Below are 14,995 nucleotides of genomic sequence, written 5' to 3' on the forward strand. Positions count from 1 at the left end.
CGCAGAAAAGGGCCATCTCCCGTAGATGAATCTACACGGAGACAACCCTTTCATCGCAATGTCACTACCAATTACCAAGATTTCCGCAGTGTAAACAAATCCTGCAGCTCATCATTCGAAAGCTCGGTTATCCAGCCTTCGGAGGAGGAGATGACGTTGTCGCTGAGGCTCATTTTGCTTTCGAGCATCTCGTCGATCCGCTCTTCCAGTGTGCCGAGCGAGATGAACTTGTGGACCTGCACGTTCCGCGTTTGGCCCATTCGATACGCGCGGTCGGTCGCTTGGTTCTCGACCGCGGGATTCCACCAGCGGTCGAAGTGGAACACGTGATTCGCCGCGGTCAAATTCAACCCGACGCCGCCGGCTTTCAGCGACAGCACGAAAATACTCGGTCCTTCGCCGTCAGCGGCTTGGAACCGTTCAATCATGCGGTCGCGATCCTGCTTCGGCGTGCTCCCGTTGAGGTAGAACACCGGCTCTCCGCGCTGCGCGGAGAGCACACTCGCCAGCATGCGGCCCATGCCCACATACTGCGTGAAGATCAAGCACGAATCGCCCTCGTCGCGGAGCTCATCGACCATCGCAACAAGCCGCTCCAGCTTCGCCGAGCGCAACACCAACTCAGCGCGGCTTTCTTCGCTCTGAGCCATTCCCTCCGCCAGTTCCGCTTCCTTCGTGAGCAGCATCGGATGATCACACAGCTGCTTCAGCTGTGTCAAAGCGCCAAGGATCGCGCCTTTGCGCTCCATGCCCTCTAGCTTCTTCATGCGCTCCATCAAATCCTTGACGGTCTGCTCGTACATCGCGCCTTGCTCTGCCGTCAAGTTGATGTAGACCTTCATTTCCAGCTTATCCGGCAAATCGAGCTGGATGGCAGGATCTTTCTTTTTACGGCGCAGCATAAATGGTTTAACCAACTGTTGAAGCTGCGCAGTCCGTTCCGTATCCTGATGTTTCTCGATCGGATTCGCGAAGCGAACTTGAAAACCGCGCTGATTTCCGAGATAACCTGGATTCAGGAAGTCATAGATGGACCACAGCTCTGATAATCGATTCTCAATCGGCGTACCCGTAAGGGCAATACGATGAACAGCGTTCAATGAGCGGATGGCGGCGGATTGCTTGTTTTGGGCATTTTTAATATTCTGAGCTTCATCCAAACAGAGGGAGCTCCACATGTATGGCTGAAGAGTTTCTTGATCCATAAGTGCTGTCGTGTAGGAAGTCAGGACAATATCGACTCCTTGTAAAGCATCATCCAGTGCGGCTCCGCCCAAACGACCTTTCCCATAGTGCAGCATAACAGTAAGTTCAGGTGCGAAACGCGCAAGCTCCTTCTGCCAGTTACCCAGTACAGAAGTAGGGCAAATCAGTAACGCAGGCTGCTCAGAAACCGGCTTGTGATGCAATAAATACGTGATGAATTGGACGGTTTTACCAAGTCCCATATCATCAGCTAAGCAAGCGCCGAGGCCGAACTTTCTCAGATAGGTTAGCCAAGTAAACCCTTGGTGCTGATAGCCGCGCAACTCGGCGCGAAGCCCTTGCGGCACGGGGATGAGCTCTAGATCGGAAGGCTGTCCTAGCTGTCGAACTAACTTAAGTAGATGTCCGTTCAACTCCACTTCTAGTTGTAAGCGAGCTTCCTCTTCAGGATCAATCTCATCGAGATGATCGCCGTCCCAGGAGGAGGATTTTACCTTATCCCGCTCTAACTCACTCAACAAATGCAGCTGAAAAATGTCTTGCAGCGACAAGCCCTCAGCTGGATCGATGCTGTCCATGAGTCGGCGGATTTGTTCTAAGAAGGCAGGGTCTAAATAGATCCACTGCCCTCGGAAACGAACTAACCGTTCGTTGCGGGTAAGCAGGCTGTTGAATTCCGCTTCGCTCAGTTCGGAATCTCCGATGGCGATCCGCCAGTCGAAATTGACGAGCGAGTTCATGCCGAACAAGGACTCGCTTTTGCCACCGCCACCGCCGCCGGCACCGCTACCTGCTTCTGCAGCGACTTTGGCACTGAGGCGAGGCTTCCGCTTCGCTGCGGCTTCCCACCAAGCTGGCAGCATGACGTTCCAGCCATCCTCCAGCAAAATGCGGCTGTCCTTGGTCAGGAACGTCCAGGCCGAGTCATCGCTCATCGGATGAGCGAGCAGTTCTCCATCATCGGCCATGCGAGGCAGTGCTTCCAATAAGCGCGTTACCCAGCCGGGAGCACGCTCCACCACATGCGGCGTCCACTCCGACGCCCATTGGCCTGAAGCAGTTCCATCCACATGCAGCCTGATCGGGGTCAGAAGGGTACTGTCATGTTTGTCCTGCAGTACGAGTCGCAACCGCCAGTCTTCTTCAAGCTCATCGGGCTCAAGCAGCTGCAGAGCAGGGCGGAAAGGTGCTAAGTCTGGTCGCCAGCCCATGGCAGAGAGCCATTCATTCTCCGTAAAAGCAGCGGGAGAATCGTCCGCGATGTTGGCCTTCCGATTCGTCGCAAACAATGCCGGGTAATCTCGACGCAAATCGGCCATTGCAGTCGCATCTGCATAATGTGCTTCTACGACGGCAGCCGAAAAGGCGGCGCGCAAACCAGCCTCGCCAAGGTCATCCATGCTCCCCAGCATGTGCCAATCCACGTCTGCCAGTTCTTCCGCATTTCGATCCCAAGTCCATACTAACTGACCATTGCGGAAGTCCTCATAGCTGGGTAAATAGAGCCCTTTCTGAGCAGCTTCATAGAGAAGTGGAGCAACACGTAACATCATCTTTGCAGATTCAGTGCCCATTTCCCAGCTCACAATATCCATGAAATTGGGCTCGGCAAAGAAGGCAAGAACCTGCTCCGCAGGGAGAATCGTCACAACAAGCTCGCCAGCTTGCTGCGTTTCTAGTAAAGTGCCATAGAGCGAAGGCTCATGCCACGTGAATAAGAGCTTACGAAAGTGGTCACCCGAGACATCGCGGCCATCTTTGAAGCCCCAGAGCAAGGCATCTCCACTATCCGTTAGGGACATACATAACGACATTTCGTGCAGTTTGGTGCTCATTCTAGCAGCTTCCCTTTCTTCAATTCTTCTTGCAAGGCACGCAGCCTGCTAAACCGACTGACGAATCGGGTGAAGAACGCTTCCCATCGTTCGGGTTGCTTCATTTTTTTATATACCTTTTCCAAACGTTTCAGCAGCCGTACTGCTGCCTTGTAGTCATGACGATTTTTGAGCCGAATATAGTGCTCCACCGCTTGATGATAATAAGGTAGTAGTAGCTCAGGCGACTCCTTCTCAATGGGCTGCAGCACATTCACTCGATGTGTAAAAGGGTCGTAGCCCTGTGCAATTTGCATTTCGATCCACGGCTTCCATTGGCGCTTCTCATAGTAGAGGGTTTCAATGATCCGGTACGTAGTTGGCAAAAGCTCTTCTAACGACTGCCACATGTCTGGCTCCGCTTCAGGCCGTTCAGCGACGACAAGCTTCCAGTAGGAGACGTAGACGTCGACTTCGAGATGTCTTTTTCCATGATAGAAAGAACTCAATCTTCGCAACCACTGAACAATCTCTTGCCAATCCTGAGCATGCTTCATGTAGTCAAGGTATGGTACGAACAGAATCGTGGGCGCTTCCTTGAATGTCGCGTGTGAGGCTAAGGTATCCCAGGCCAGATGGGATCTTCCTTGTCGAAGATACAGATAGGCTCGGCCAGCGCATAGGGAAAAGGAGAGATCTGCTGCTTCCATCTCTTCGAAAGCGGTTATCTCAGAGGCTATCAGGCGTTCCTCAGCTGCAACATGATAAGCCCAGAACGTCGTAAACACCCTGAAGTGGTGCAGCTTCTTTGGTGATTCAATCGCCATTTGCGCGCGAAGATAAGCGGTAGTTTGTGTGAATCTCTCCCCATGCTGCCCGTCATCCAACGAATCAGCCGTTTCTCTCAACCACTCATCCAGCTCATCACTCAAATGATAGACGGTTGCAGCCGTGTAGAACGTGACACCAGCTTGGGCATTCTGCTCAATGATTTTACGCAAAATGAACAGCCGCTGATGGCATTCGAAATAAAACAGATCCGTTTCGGAGAACCGAATCGGTGTACGCTTGAGATTCGCAAATTGCCCCCGCAGCAATTCAACATAGTTCCATTGATCGTAGGATGGTTTGAGATGGTAGGTGTAATGCTCCATGAATTTGTGCCATCCATCTACAGTCATCCCAGGCAGTTGCTCCAACGTAGACACGTTAGAGGATTGCGCAGCTACTCGTTTCAGCGCCATCTTGGCATTCATGATTTGGGAGGCTGGATAGCCTTGGCGATCTGCCAGCTCCATCAAAGCTGCAGCGACGTGTTTACAGGCCGTCTTAACAGGACAGGTGCAGGAGCTTGCTTTCAACAGATTCAGGTCAATCCCAACCTGACATTTCTCGCCAAACTCTTCCACAACGGCGTTAACCTTCCTAAGTTCTGTTGCAATATTCAGAGACGTAACCATCTGCTGTTTATAGAAATGAAAGCCCCGACTTAGCGTAACTTCGTTATACGTTTCAGCTACATATTCGAGCAATTTCGGCCATTGGTCATCATTTAAAACAGGTGTAGAAGACATGAGTAAACTCCTTTAGAAACCAACGATAAGAACACATGTCTCTATTATAAAATGTCAGGACTAACTTGTAAATTTTACAGGGACAAATTATACTTTCCTACAATACTAGCACGCATTTAAAGCGGGGGAAGCTTGTGAGGTTAAATAAATTGCCGTTCGTGTCCATACGGATGAAATTTCTCGTCTTATTTTGCCTAATGATAACGTTGCCATTCTTATTTAGTGGTTATTTAACCTATCAGAAGTATTCGGCCAATGTCGAAAGAGATGCCAAGGCCTATTCCGATCAAATTGCCGAACAACTGTCCATTAACCTGGAGCGGTATGTGAAAGAACTCGAGCGAATCACGATTGCGCTGTACTACGACCCGAATTTATTGCAAATTCTAGAAAAGCATAAAGTAGCAACCGAAGGCGGCAGTTACAAGGGAATTGAAGAGCAAACCAAAATGAGTCAACTCATTACTTCCATTATTATTGATCGGACCGAGCTAGAGGGTGTGTTCATTTTTGGACTGGACGGCACGTTATTCAGCAATTTAACCGAAACGATTAAAGGCAACTGGGAGCCGAGCACATCGAGTTGGATGGAGCAGGTGAAGCAGAAAGATGGCGGATTAGTCATTCTGCCCCCTGTGGAGTGGAATTATTATCTCGATAAGCCGAAGGAAGCTTTTTCTTTTGCCCGATTGATCAAAAACCCGCTTACGAATCGCGAGCTCGGCTATGTGAAGGTTGATTTGACGAGTAAAGGCTTTGAGAAAATCCTCTCATCGGTCAAGGTGTCTAAAAATAGTAAGTTATATGTGTTCAATGAAAATTTGCAGCCCATTTATCCTTTTACGGAAGAAGCAGACATCCCATCCTATGATGATATTGTTGGTATGAGTTCTTCAGATACGCTTACTTCTTTGCGAACAACCGCGTATGGCGGACTTCGAATTGTAGGGACGATCCCTAAGGGGGATCTGCTGACAGATGCACGCAAGCTCACGAGTTTCACTCTGTGGATTTCAGCGGCTTCACTCATCTTCGCCTTCATCGCGGCCATGTTCACATCAAATCGGCTTGTGAAGCCAATCCTACATCTACAGCGCAAAATGCGACGCGTTCAGAGTGGTGATTTTCAAGAGCGAGCCTTAATTCATTCGAATGATGAGATCGGTTTGTTGACAGAAGGCTTTAACAGCATGGTTTCTCGCCTAGATATTATGATTAAAGAGATGTACGAGCTTCGCTTGCGAGAGAAGGATTCCGAGTTGAATGCGCTGCAAAGTCAGATTAATCCTCATTTTCTGTATAATACGTTAGAATCCATTAATATGGTCGCGGTGAAAGAGCGTAATAACGAGCTATCTCAAGTTATCACGAGCCTAGGAAAGCTGCTGCGGTATACGGTGGATAAACAAGAGAGATTCGTGTATTTGAAGGATGAATTGGCATTTGTCCAAAACTATTTGAATATACAGAGCTTCCGTCTAGAAGATCAGTTGAGCGCTGAAATCCTTGTGGATTTCTCGCACGAGTATGCGATGGTCCCTAAGCTTATTCTTCAGCCTCTAGTTGAAAATGCGATTGAACACGGTCTCGGCAAGGATCCGATCACGATTCAGATTACCTCCAAAGCAGAGGGGCAGGATCTCTATGTATATGTCACGGATAACGGGAAGGGCATTAATCCAGAGCGCAGAAAGCTAGTCGAACAACGCTTAATTGAACCAGAACGTCAGCAATCAGGTTTGCTTTCCGATAAGAAGTCGAAAGGTTTTGCCCTGCGTAACATACATCAGCGTCTTGTGATTTTATATGGCGAGTCGTACGGTTTGTCAATTGCACATACGGGTCCCGAAGGCACCTCCTTCTGTATTCGTTTACCATTTCAGTGGGAGGAATAGTCAGATGAATATTTTGCTAGTTGAAGATGAACAGAAAATTAGGCAGGGTCTTAAGAAAATTATTGAAGATGTGATTACCTCGAAACTGCGCATAACCGAAGCAAGTAACGGCCGTGAGGCGTTGGATTGGTTGAAAACGCAAGATCAAGTGGATCTCATTATTACCGATATTCGCATGAGTGAAATGAATGGGATTGAGTTGATCAAGCGAGCGAAAGAGTCTCACCCGAGTCTCTTATTTGTCGTGATCAGCGGGTATGATGAATTTGCTTACGCCAGAGAAGCTTTGCGTTATGGGGTAAGTGATTACTTATTGAAGCCCATTGAACGTGTAGAGCTAGCCCGGGTGTTGCAGAAAATTAGTGAGCAGATCAATGCAACGAAGCAGCCCAACCAGATTACAACGGCGACGGTCGTCAATGACGATAAAGACCGTTTATTAATTCGCAGAGTGAAAGAGCTTGTAAATGAGTATCTTAATCAGGACATCTCCTTGCAGTTTCTAGCTGAACGGGTGTACTTGCATCCGAAATATTTATCCGATATGTTTAAGCGGGAAACGGGCCAGAACTTGTCGGATTTCGTGACAGAACGACGCATGGAGAAGGCGAGGAAGCTGTTGAAGGAAACGACATTAAAGGTTGCCGAGGTGGCGATGATGTGTGGTTTTGCCAATCATAAATATTTCGCATCGTTGTTTAAGCAGCACTCTGGATGTACACCATCCGAGTTTCGGGAACAGTAATAGGTTTGATTTGGGCAGCGATTACCTTGCTATTTTGAACCTTTTATGGATTTTGTGGCGTTATCCTGAAAGTAGGCAAGGTTTATAATAAGAGTATGAAAGCGCTTCATACCACATAATGAAAAAGGGGACTAAACACAATGAAGAAAGCTCTACTCTTAACGACTTCCGTATTGTTAGTTAGTAGTTTTATTGCAGGATGCGGCTCGACGAAAGAAACGACATCCACAGCTTCAACATCTCCTGCTAGCTCCAAGGCAGCGGATGCAACGAAAGCGCCAGCGAAGGACGTCAAGCTGACTTTCAGTATTTGGGGCAGTGACGCGCATAAGAAAATGTATGAAGACATGATTGCGAATTATAAAAAGTTGAAGCCGAATGTCAACGTAGAAGTCATGATCATTCCATCGGCTGATTATTTGCAGAAAATGTCCGTCATGCTCGCTTCCAAAACAGCGCCAGACGTGATCTGGATGTTGGAAAGAGGGATTCCACAATTCCTAGAAGCGGGACAAATGGAAGATCTTTCAGCGATTAAAACCGATACGGCCTACGATGCAAGCGATATCGTTCCATCCACTTTAGAACTCGTGACCAAAGCAGACAAATTGTATGGGGTAGCGTTCTCCACACCGCCGAACATGATGTACTACAATAAAAACTTGTTCAAAGATAAAGGATTGAAAACACCGACTGAACTCTATAAAGATGGCAACTGGACATATGATGAAATGAATAAAGCAGCTCAAGCGATTGCGCAACCGGATAAAGGCATCTACGGCATGAACTTGATTCGCCCAGGCGGATGGGGCCCAAGCTGGATCGAGTCACTACAAACGTTGGTTTGGGCATACGGATCTGATTTCTTCACCAAAGATGGTAAGAAATTAGCATTAAACACACCACAAGGTCAGCAAGCCCTGCAATTCTTCAGTGATTCCATGTTCAAAACTAAGGTTCATCCGAAGCCAGGTGACCAAACGGCGTTCGAATCCGGCAAAATCGGGATGCAACAAGATTTGCTTAGCTACATGGGCAAAGCGAAAGCGATCAAAGATTTCGAGTGGGATATCGCACCTATGCCGAAAGCAGCTGGCGGTCAAGGAACTACGCTTGGATACGCAGCTTACATGGTTCCTAAAGGCAACGCGAATACCGCTGAAGCAATTGAATTCGTTAAATACTTGAGTAACAAAGAAAATATGGCAATCACATCACAATTCTTCGTACCAAGTCGTAAATCGGTTCTAAACTCCGATGGCTTCTTGAAACAAGGACCATCTCCTGAAAGCATGAAAACAGCGGTATTGGATCAAATGGCTGCTGCTCGCGTACGTCAAGGATTCGTTAACTTCCAAAAAATTGATGACAAAATGAAGCTGCACTTCGATGCGATCTATACACAAGCAGGTACCGTTCCTGACATCCTGAAAAAGATGGAAACAGACGTTAATGCGGTTCTAGCGCAATAATCGGACGGAATCTGTGGCCAAGCCGTAACAGCTTGGCCATTTTCTCACAAAGGAGTGGAGCGAACACCATGGCAACGTATAGAACGGCCACCCTCGAGGTGCCAGGAGCAGCCGCAGTTAAGAAGAAAAGAAATACTTTCAGTCGAACCAAACGCAGAAATGCGATGTATGGATATTTGTTTATTGCACCTATGATGCTTGGTTTCTTGATTTTCATGGCTGGACCCATTATTAGTGCTTTCGGACTTAGCTTTACCGACTATTCACTTTTACATGCAACGAAAGTTGTAGGTGTAGATAACTATGTGCAAATCATTACAAAGGATGAGCTGTTCTGGACATCTGTGAAAAATACGTTTTATTTCTCGGCCGGACTAATCCCGCTTAATCTCATTCTAGCGCTGGGACTTGCTCTTCTATTATCGACAAAACTTCCTGGGGTTGGCATCTTCCGTACCGCGATCTTCACGCCAGTTGTTACCTCCATCATCGTGTGGGCGATCGTCTGGAAATATGTATTCGCAACGGATGCCGGGCTGGTGAATCAAATATTGCATTTCTTCGGTATAACCGGACCTGCTTGGATGTACAATACCAAATTAGTAATGCCAGTCGTGATTCTAGTTAGCGTATTGAAAAAAGTAGGTATGAACATGGTGATCTTCCTAGCAGCGCTGCAAGATGTACCGAAAATGTACTATGAAGCTGCAACGATTGACGGAGCATCCAAGTGGAAGCAGTTTACGAAAATTACGTTACCGATGATATCGCCATCTTTATTCCTAACGTTAATCATTACGCTAATCGGCTCACTGAAAGTGTTCTCGCAGATCAGTGTTATGACCGATGGTGGTCCAGGAAATAGTACAAGTGTGCTCGTGTACTACATCTATAAGCTAGCTTTTAAAACGTATGATCTTGGTTACGCATCCGCTGTTGCGTTTATCCTCTTCTTCTTAGTACTCGTACTTACCATGGTACAATGGAGTTTCAGAAAAAGGTGGGTGCATCATGAGCAATAAATCCATGCGCATGCTAGGAAATGCGTTAACGTATTTCCTTCTAACCATCGTTTCGGCAGTTATTTTGATGCCATTTGTATGGATGTTGACCACATCACTCAAGGATCAAACGAAAATATTTTCGTTTCCTCCGCAATGGATTCCGAGTCCGATTGTATGGTCTAACTATTCGCAAGTATTTACGACGCAGCCGCAATTTTTAACCCATTATGCGAACAGCCTGTATATCGCGATTATCGTAACCGTTGGAACGTGCATCTTCGGTGCGTTAGCCGGCTTTGCTTTTGCCAAGATTCATTTTCCATTCAAAAATACGTTATTCCTCATTCTCTTAAGCGGGATGATGATCCCGAATGAGGTTACGATTATTCCGAACTTTATCTGGTTCTCTAAGCTAGGGCTTGTGAATAATCACTTCCCGTTAATCATCCCGCCAATGCTTGGTGCGGGTGGAATCTTCGGCGTGTTCTTACTTCGTCAGTTTTACATTACAATTCCGAAGGATTTGGACGAGGCTGCTGAAATTGATGGCAGTACGCCATGGCAGACATTCTGGCGCATTATGGTGCCGATGGCAACACCGGCATTCGCGACATTGTCTATTTTCACTTTCTTAAATAGTTGGGAAGATTTCCTTGATCCGTTAATTTACATCAGCTCATCGAAATTGTTTACATTACCGATTGCCATGAAGTTATTCACCGATACAGCAGGTACGGATTGGCACTTATTAATGGCAGCATCCGTAATGGCTACGGTTCCACTCTTACTCGTATTCTTCTTCGCTCAGAAGAAATTTATTGACGGGATTGCAACGACTGGCTTGAAATAGAGCGCCACTTGACAATTTATACTGTAATTATTATAATTACAGTATGAATTAACATTTCGAGTGAAGGTGGCGAGGCGTATGTTGAATGTTGCAATTGGTGATTGGGTAGTCGCAACAACAAGTGAAGATGAAATGGTTCATGGGTATGTGGAAGCGATCGCTTGGCAGCATGGTATCGCCTTCGTTCATGTCATTGCTTCCGATCAAGATGAAGTTATTGGACATCAAATTGAAGTGAAACTATCCAGTGTGAAGACACTACCAATAAGCGGACTTGATTCAGAGGATGGCGTACGCAGTATGATCGACTTAGCCCTTGGCATCAAAGATGAGATGTGGTTTATGGAGCTAACAGATACTTTGCTTTCCTTGCAGTTAGGCGGATCTAAGACGACCAAAGACAAGGTGATCCCTGGGTTCTATTCGAACCGTCTAGGTGTAGATCAGCTGTAATAGTTGAAATCATAAAAAGCCAATCCAATCGATAACTTGCTAAGCAAGTGGTACCGGTCGGATTGGCTTTTTCGTTGTGGGTGACGTTAACTCGAAGTCCCCGTATTTCCTGCTGTATTTCGTGCCGTATTTCCCGAAGCCGCTGTATTCCCCGTGGGTTTTGCCGCTGGCACACCTTTCGCGACTTCCGCGGCGAATAGCGTCTGCATTTCGGCGATTTTTTTAGCGTCGGCTGCCTCGATTTTATCAGCGAAATACTTCTCGACGAAAAGCTCCCAGGTCGGAACGACTTTCTGTGTCGTGATGGTTTTCACGGCTGTTTTGATCAGCCTGCGTTCCTTGGCATTCGTGTACATATCCACGTACTGCTGTTTGCGTTCAAAGTCCAGTTCGGTGAAGATCGAGCGGAATACCTCCGCTGTCATCTTCGCATCGTCCAAGGCTCTGTGAGCTGTACCCTCAGCGACAATGTTCAAATCAACAAGTGCTGCTTCGACGCTGACGTCGTTCGTTACTTTTTTGAAGCGGGTGAACCCTTTCAATAAGTCGAAATAGTGGGCTGCCATCCAATACGCATCATCTAGCTTGTGCATTCGCGTATCAAACACGATTCGCTTGAGATCTTCACCACCCCATGTGACAAGCAGTAATTCATCACTCCGTCCGAGCCAAGCCAAGAAGTCGGCAATCACTTTGCGGAAACCAGCCGCTTCATCAATATCTTCTTGGGGAATCCCCGTTTTTTTCTTAATAAATGCGTTCAATTTGGAGAAGTATACAGGCTTAATCAAGGCTGAGAATTCATCTACTTGATTAAGTGTAGCGTCTAGTCGAACCGCGCCGATCTCGATCACTTCCATTGGTAAATCACTGGCAAACTTGCGGCCGTTAAATTCGATATCTAATATAATGTAATCCATGATGTGCCCCCGTTTCATCTCTATCCTATCATTTTAGCAGAAAAAGCTTAGGTTGCCAGCTTCTGTTTACGATAGACCGCACGCAGCACCAGACTTAACAAGAATCCAGAGAATGACAAGACCGACACCCAGGTAAATAACGTGTGTACACCAAAGGCTTGATAGAACCATCCGCCAAGATAAGAAGCGACGATACCTGAGACCCCGAAGAAGATGATAGCTAGCACGGTCTGTCCAGTTGCGCGCCACTCTTCAGGGACGATCTGATACAAGTACTGAATCGCAGCTGAGTAAAAAATCGGGAATGTAAACGTTTGGAGGAGCTGAATCGCAACAAGCACATGCGGATCCGTCATCCAAGCGCTGATCAAGAAGCGCAAGAAATAGAAGAAGGCAGCGAATGAAATAAGCGCTAGTTCCTTGCCTTTTCGAAGCCACCAGAAGCTTAAGGCAAATACAAGAATTTCACTTCCAGCTGCGAAGAAGAATGCTATGCCAACCAAATGATTGCTCCCGCCTAATTCACGGATATAGACACCAAGAAACGTATCGTTAATCCGTTGCGGGACTGCGCAAATGAAGATTAGGACCATGAACCAAATGGTTTCTTTATTACTTAGAAAATTTCGCAAACTGCGCAGGGAGATTGGTTTCCCAGTCACAGGAGCATCAGGCAACGCCAAGCAAATGATTAAGCTCAACATACCAATGCCGCCAAAAAGGTAGGCCAAGCTATGAATGCCGAAATATTGCGCCGCGTAGCCAACTATTAAAGACATCACGGCGTAGCCAACCGCTCCGAAAGTACGGATGGAACCATAGCTCGTGCCAAGGCGTTCCGCGGTCTGGAAATTAAGGCTTTCCGTTAACGGATCTAACGGCATTAAGAAAAAGTAAAGCAACATAGTAAATAGAAGCAGCACGATGAAGCTCTTGGAATCGTACAGCAAGTACCCAATGATGGTGGAACAGAAGAGGAGAAGTAGCATGATTTTTTTGATGGTTTTCGTCCGATCACTGATCATGCCCCATAATGGCTGCGAAAATATGGCGATGAAGCCACCAGTCCCGATGATCAGTCCAATTCGTGATGTGGAAAGTCCCTGTGCGTCTAAATAGACGGGGAGAAAGGAGACGAAGAGGGCAAGTAAAGCGAAATACAAAAAGTTAAACGAGCGTAATAAATTGGATGAATGCATGATGACCTAACCTTCCTTGATGTACTAGCGCGATGCTGTCGTGAATGTACATTTTATCATGCTCAGCCAAAGTTGCAAAAAATATTTATCAAGAGCGAAGCTGAGAGGGGTTCGTTCCTGTTACTTTTTTGAATTGGCGGCTAAAGAAATAGATACTTCGATAACCCAGCGCTTCAGCGACTTCACTGACATTCATCCCTAGCTTAAGCAAATAGGAGGCACGCTCAATTCTGGATTGGATCAGATACGATTCAATCGTCTGGCCCATGATTTCTTTGAATTTTAAAGAGAAATAACGTGGAGAGAGATGCGCTTGCTTAGCTAAATCTTGGATACTATGCTGCCGTCCGGGATCTTGCCGAATGTGGGCCGCGATATCCATCATCACACGATTCATCGAGCGCCGCGCCGGATCACCTTGAGGTTGATGGTCAGGTGCTTGACGTTCAAAAAGCAATAGAATCAACTTAAGCAGCGTTTTCGCCTCTTCTTCATGCCCATACGCCTCGGTGTGTCGTACTTGTACGAAACGATCTAGATAGTTCTCATGGAACTCGGAGGGATCGAAATGAACGAAAGAAGGCAATGACATCGGGTACGAATGATCCCCTTCGGCAGAGAAATGAATATACGTAACGGTAAGCGGGTGTTCTGGATTATGCCTAGCACTGGATAGGTCTCCTGGCTTAAACAGGAAACAATCGCCGCCACTAACGTGGTAACGTTTGCTATTTAAGGTGACCTCCCCTTCACCATCCCATACATACCAGAAATCGAAGTCTTGGAAAGGCTCATTCTCGCGGCTGCTCCATTTCCAATTCACTTCACAGATTACTTTACCGAAATAGGGATTAAGTTGAATCGCTTGCGATGTGAAAATGGTCATCAAGACTCACGGCTCCTCTATGTAAAATAGTGCAAATTGTATAGTGCTTGAATGCATTTATTTTACTATTTTCTATTCATATAATAAAGCTATGAATAGTTAAATTATTTAAACGGAGGGGTAACCGTTATGGCTAGAACTGAACCAACCGAGCAATCACCTGAAGAAATTTCAGCAAGACTTTACCGTTACGACCGTATTGCAGACAAAATTGAAGGCAGTAAAAATTGGAATGAGACTCATCTCGCTGATTATTGGAGAAATGGCTTCGCAGCGGTAGAACATGTATTAGATGAGGAAGACATTCAGAATTCGAAAGAAGCCTTGTACGAGCTTATATTTAAAGATAATAAAGGGGCAATAATCCAATTCTCGAAGCCGAAGAGTGAATTGAATACGGACGAAGAGAAGGAACTAGCATTTAGAAAGGTACATGAGTTCGTTAAGGTGGATGATCGCTTGCGAGGAATTGCGGAGCATCCTGCGATTCTTGCCATCGTTCAAGATATTTTGGGAGAAACACCGCGGTTAGTTCAGGATATGGCATTGCTTAAACCTCCACACGGAGGTGGAGAGAAACCGTGGCATCAAGATATGGCCTATGGGAATTTGGCTTATGAGAAACCTGTGGTCGGCGTATGGATTGCCCTTGATGAGGCTTCGCTGGATAATGGTTGTATGCATGTCATACCTGGTTCCCATGCCGATGGGGCGACGCCACATTATGCCATTCGAGACTGGCAGCTTTGTGATGCTCATGTACAAGTGGAGAAAGATGTCGCGGTACCTTTGTTACCTGGCGGTATACTTTTGTTCCACGGATTACTCAAGCATGGAACACCATATAATCTATCAACCAAGAAACGTCGGGCCTTGCAATTCCATTACGTAGGGGAGTCTGCTACTAAACTAACACCGAAAGAGTATAAACGATTTTTTACTAATGAGATGAGCGGTGCTGAATGCTAACCCTATGT

At 46.6% G+C, this 14,995-nt stretch carries 12 protein-coding genes; 7 read left to right on the forward strand and 5 right to left on the reverse strand.

Annotated features, from left to right (window positions below; genetic code table 11):
- Positions 1–71: 71 nt before the first annotated feature.
- Both ACSQ8P_RS13685 and ACSQ8P_RS13690 read right to left on the reverse strand, forming a co-directional pair.
- Entirely contained in the window at positions 72–3,041 is a 2,970-nt protein-coding gene (locus ACSQ8P_RS13685) for a DEAD/DEAH box helicase (protein WP_436235699.1), read from the reverse strand.
- Positions 3,038–4,594 (reverse strand): SWIM zinc finger family protein, encoded by a 1,557-nt coding sequence (locus ACSQ8P_RS13690; protein WP_436235700.1) that lies wholly within the window; start codon positions 4,592–4,594, stop codon positions 3,038–3,040. Before ACSQ8P_RS13690 ends, ACSQ8P_RS13685 begins: the two co-directional genes overlap by 4 nt.
- A gap of 197 nt (positions 4,595–4,791) precedes the next feature.
- On the opposite strand from ACSQ8P_RS13690, the gene ACSQ8P_RS13695 reads away from it, so the two are divergent.
- The 6 genes from ACSQ8P_RS13695 to ACSQ8P_RS13720 all read left to right on the forward strand — a co-directional run bounded on the left by ACSQ8P_RS13695 (position 4,792) and on the right by ACSQ8P_RS13720 (position 11,013).
- Positions 4,792–6,489, forward strand: a complete 1,698-nt coding sequence (locus ACSQ8P_RS13695; RefSeq protein WP_436235701.1) for a sensor histidine kinase — start codon at positions 4,792–4,794, stop codon at positions 6,487–6,489.
- A 4-nt stretch (positions 6,490–6,493) separates the two neighbouring features.
- Positions 6,494–7,234, forward strand: coding sequence for a response regulator transcription factor (locus tag ACSQ8P_RS13700; RefSeq protein WP_436235702.1), 741 nt, complete (start codon positions 6,494–6,496; stop codon positions 7,232–7,234).
- A 140-nt stretch (positions 7,235–7,374) separates the two neighbouring features.
- Positions 7,375–8,706, forward strand: coding sequence for an ABC transporter substrate-binding protein (locus tag ACSQ8P_RS13705; protein WP_436235703.1), 1,332 nt, complete (start codon positions 7,375–7,377; stop codon positions 8,704–8,706).
- Positions 8,707–8,774: 68 nt separating this feature from the next.
- The gene (locus tag ACSQ8P_RS13710; RefSeq protein ID WP_436235704.1) at positions 8,775–9,728 is read left to right on the forward strand and encodes a carbohydrate ABC transporter permease; all 954 of its coding nucleotides are present in this window, start codon (positions 8,775–8,777) and stop codon (positions 9,726–9,728) included.
- Positions 9,718–10,560, forward strand: coding sequence for a carbohydrate ABC transporter permease (locus ACSQ8P_RS13715; protein ID WP_436235705.1), 843 nt, complete (start codon positions 9,718–9,720; stop codon positions 10,558–10,560). Before ACSQ8P_RS13710 ends, ACSQ8P_RS13715 begins: the two co-directional genes overlap by 11 nt.
- A 78-nt stretch (positions 10,561–10,638) precedes the next feature.
- Complete coding sequence (locus ACSQ8P_RS13720) at positions 10,639–11,013, forward strand: hypothetical protein (protein ID WP_436235706.1); 375 nt, start codon at positions 10,639–10,641, stop codon at positions 11,011–11,013.
- A gap of 86 nt (positions 11,014–11,099) precedes the next feature.
- Here ACSQ8P_RS13720 and ACSQ8P_RS13725 read toward each other — a convergent pair whose 3' ends face one another.
- From ACSQ8P_RS13725 to ACSQ8P_RS13735, 3 genes are all read right to left on the reverse strand, one after another.
- The gene (locus ACSQ8P_RS13725; protein ID WP_436235707.1) at positions 11,100–11,933 is read right to left on the reverse strand and encodes an exonuclease domain-containing protein; all 834 of its coding nucleotides are present in this window, start codon (positions 11,931–11,933) and stop codon (positions 11,100–11,102) included.
- Between the two features lie 47 nt (positions 11,934–11,980).
- Positions 11,981–13,132, reverse strand: a complete 1,152-nt coding sequence (locus ACSQ8P_RS13730) for an MFS transporter (protein ID WP_436235708.1) — start codon at positions 13,130–13,132, stop codon at positions 11,981–11,983.
- 88 nt (positions 13,133–13,220) lie between these two features.
- Positions 13,221–14,018, reverse strand: a complete 798-nt coding sequence (locus ACSQ8P_RS13735) for a helix-turn-helix domain-containing protein (protein WP_436235709.1) — start codon at positions 14,016–14,018, stop codon at positions 13,221–13,223.
- Positions 14,019–14,147: 129 nt separating this feature from the next.
- On the opposite strand from ACSQ8P_RS13735, the gene ACSQ8P_RS13740 reads away from it, so the two are divergent.
- Positions 14,148–14,987, forward strand: a complete 840-nt coding sequence (locus ACSQ8P_RS13740; RefSeq protein WP_436235710.1) for a phytanoyl-CoA dioxygenase family protein — start codon at positions 14,148–14,150, stop codon at positions 14,985–14,987.
- Positions 14,988–14,995: the final 8 nt, after the last annotated feature.

The organism is Paenibacillus sp. LjRoot153 (genome assembly GCF_964253085.1).
Classification (GTDB): domain Bacteria; phylum Bacillota; class Bacilli; order Paenibacillales; family NBRC-103111; genus Paenibacillus_E.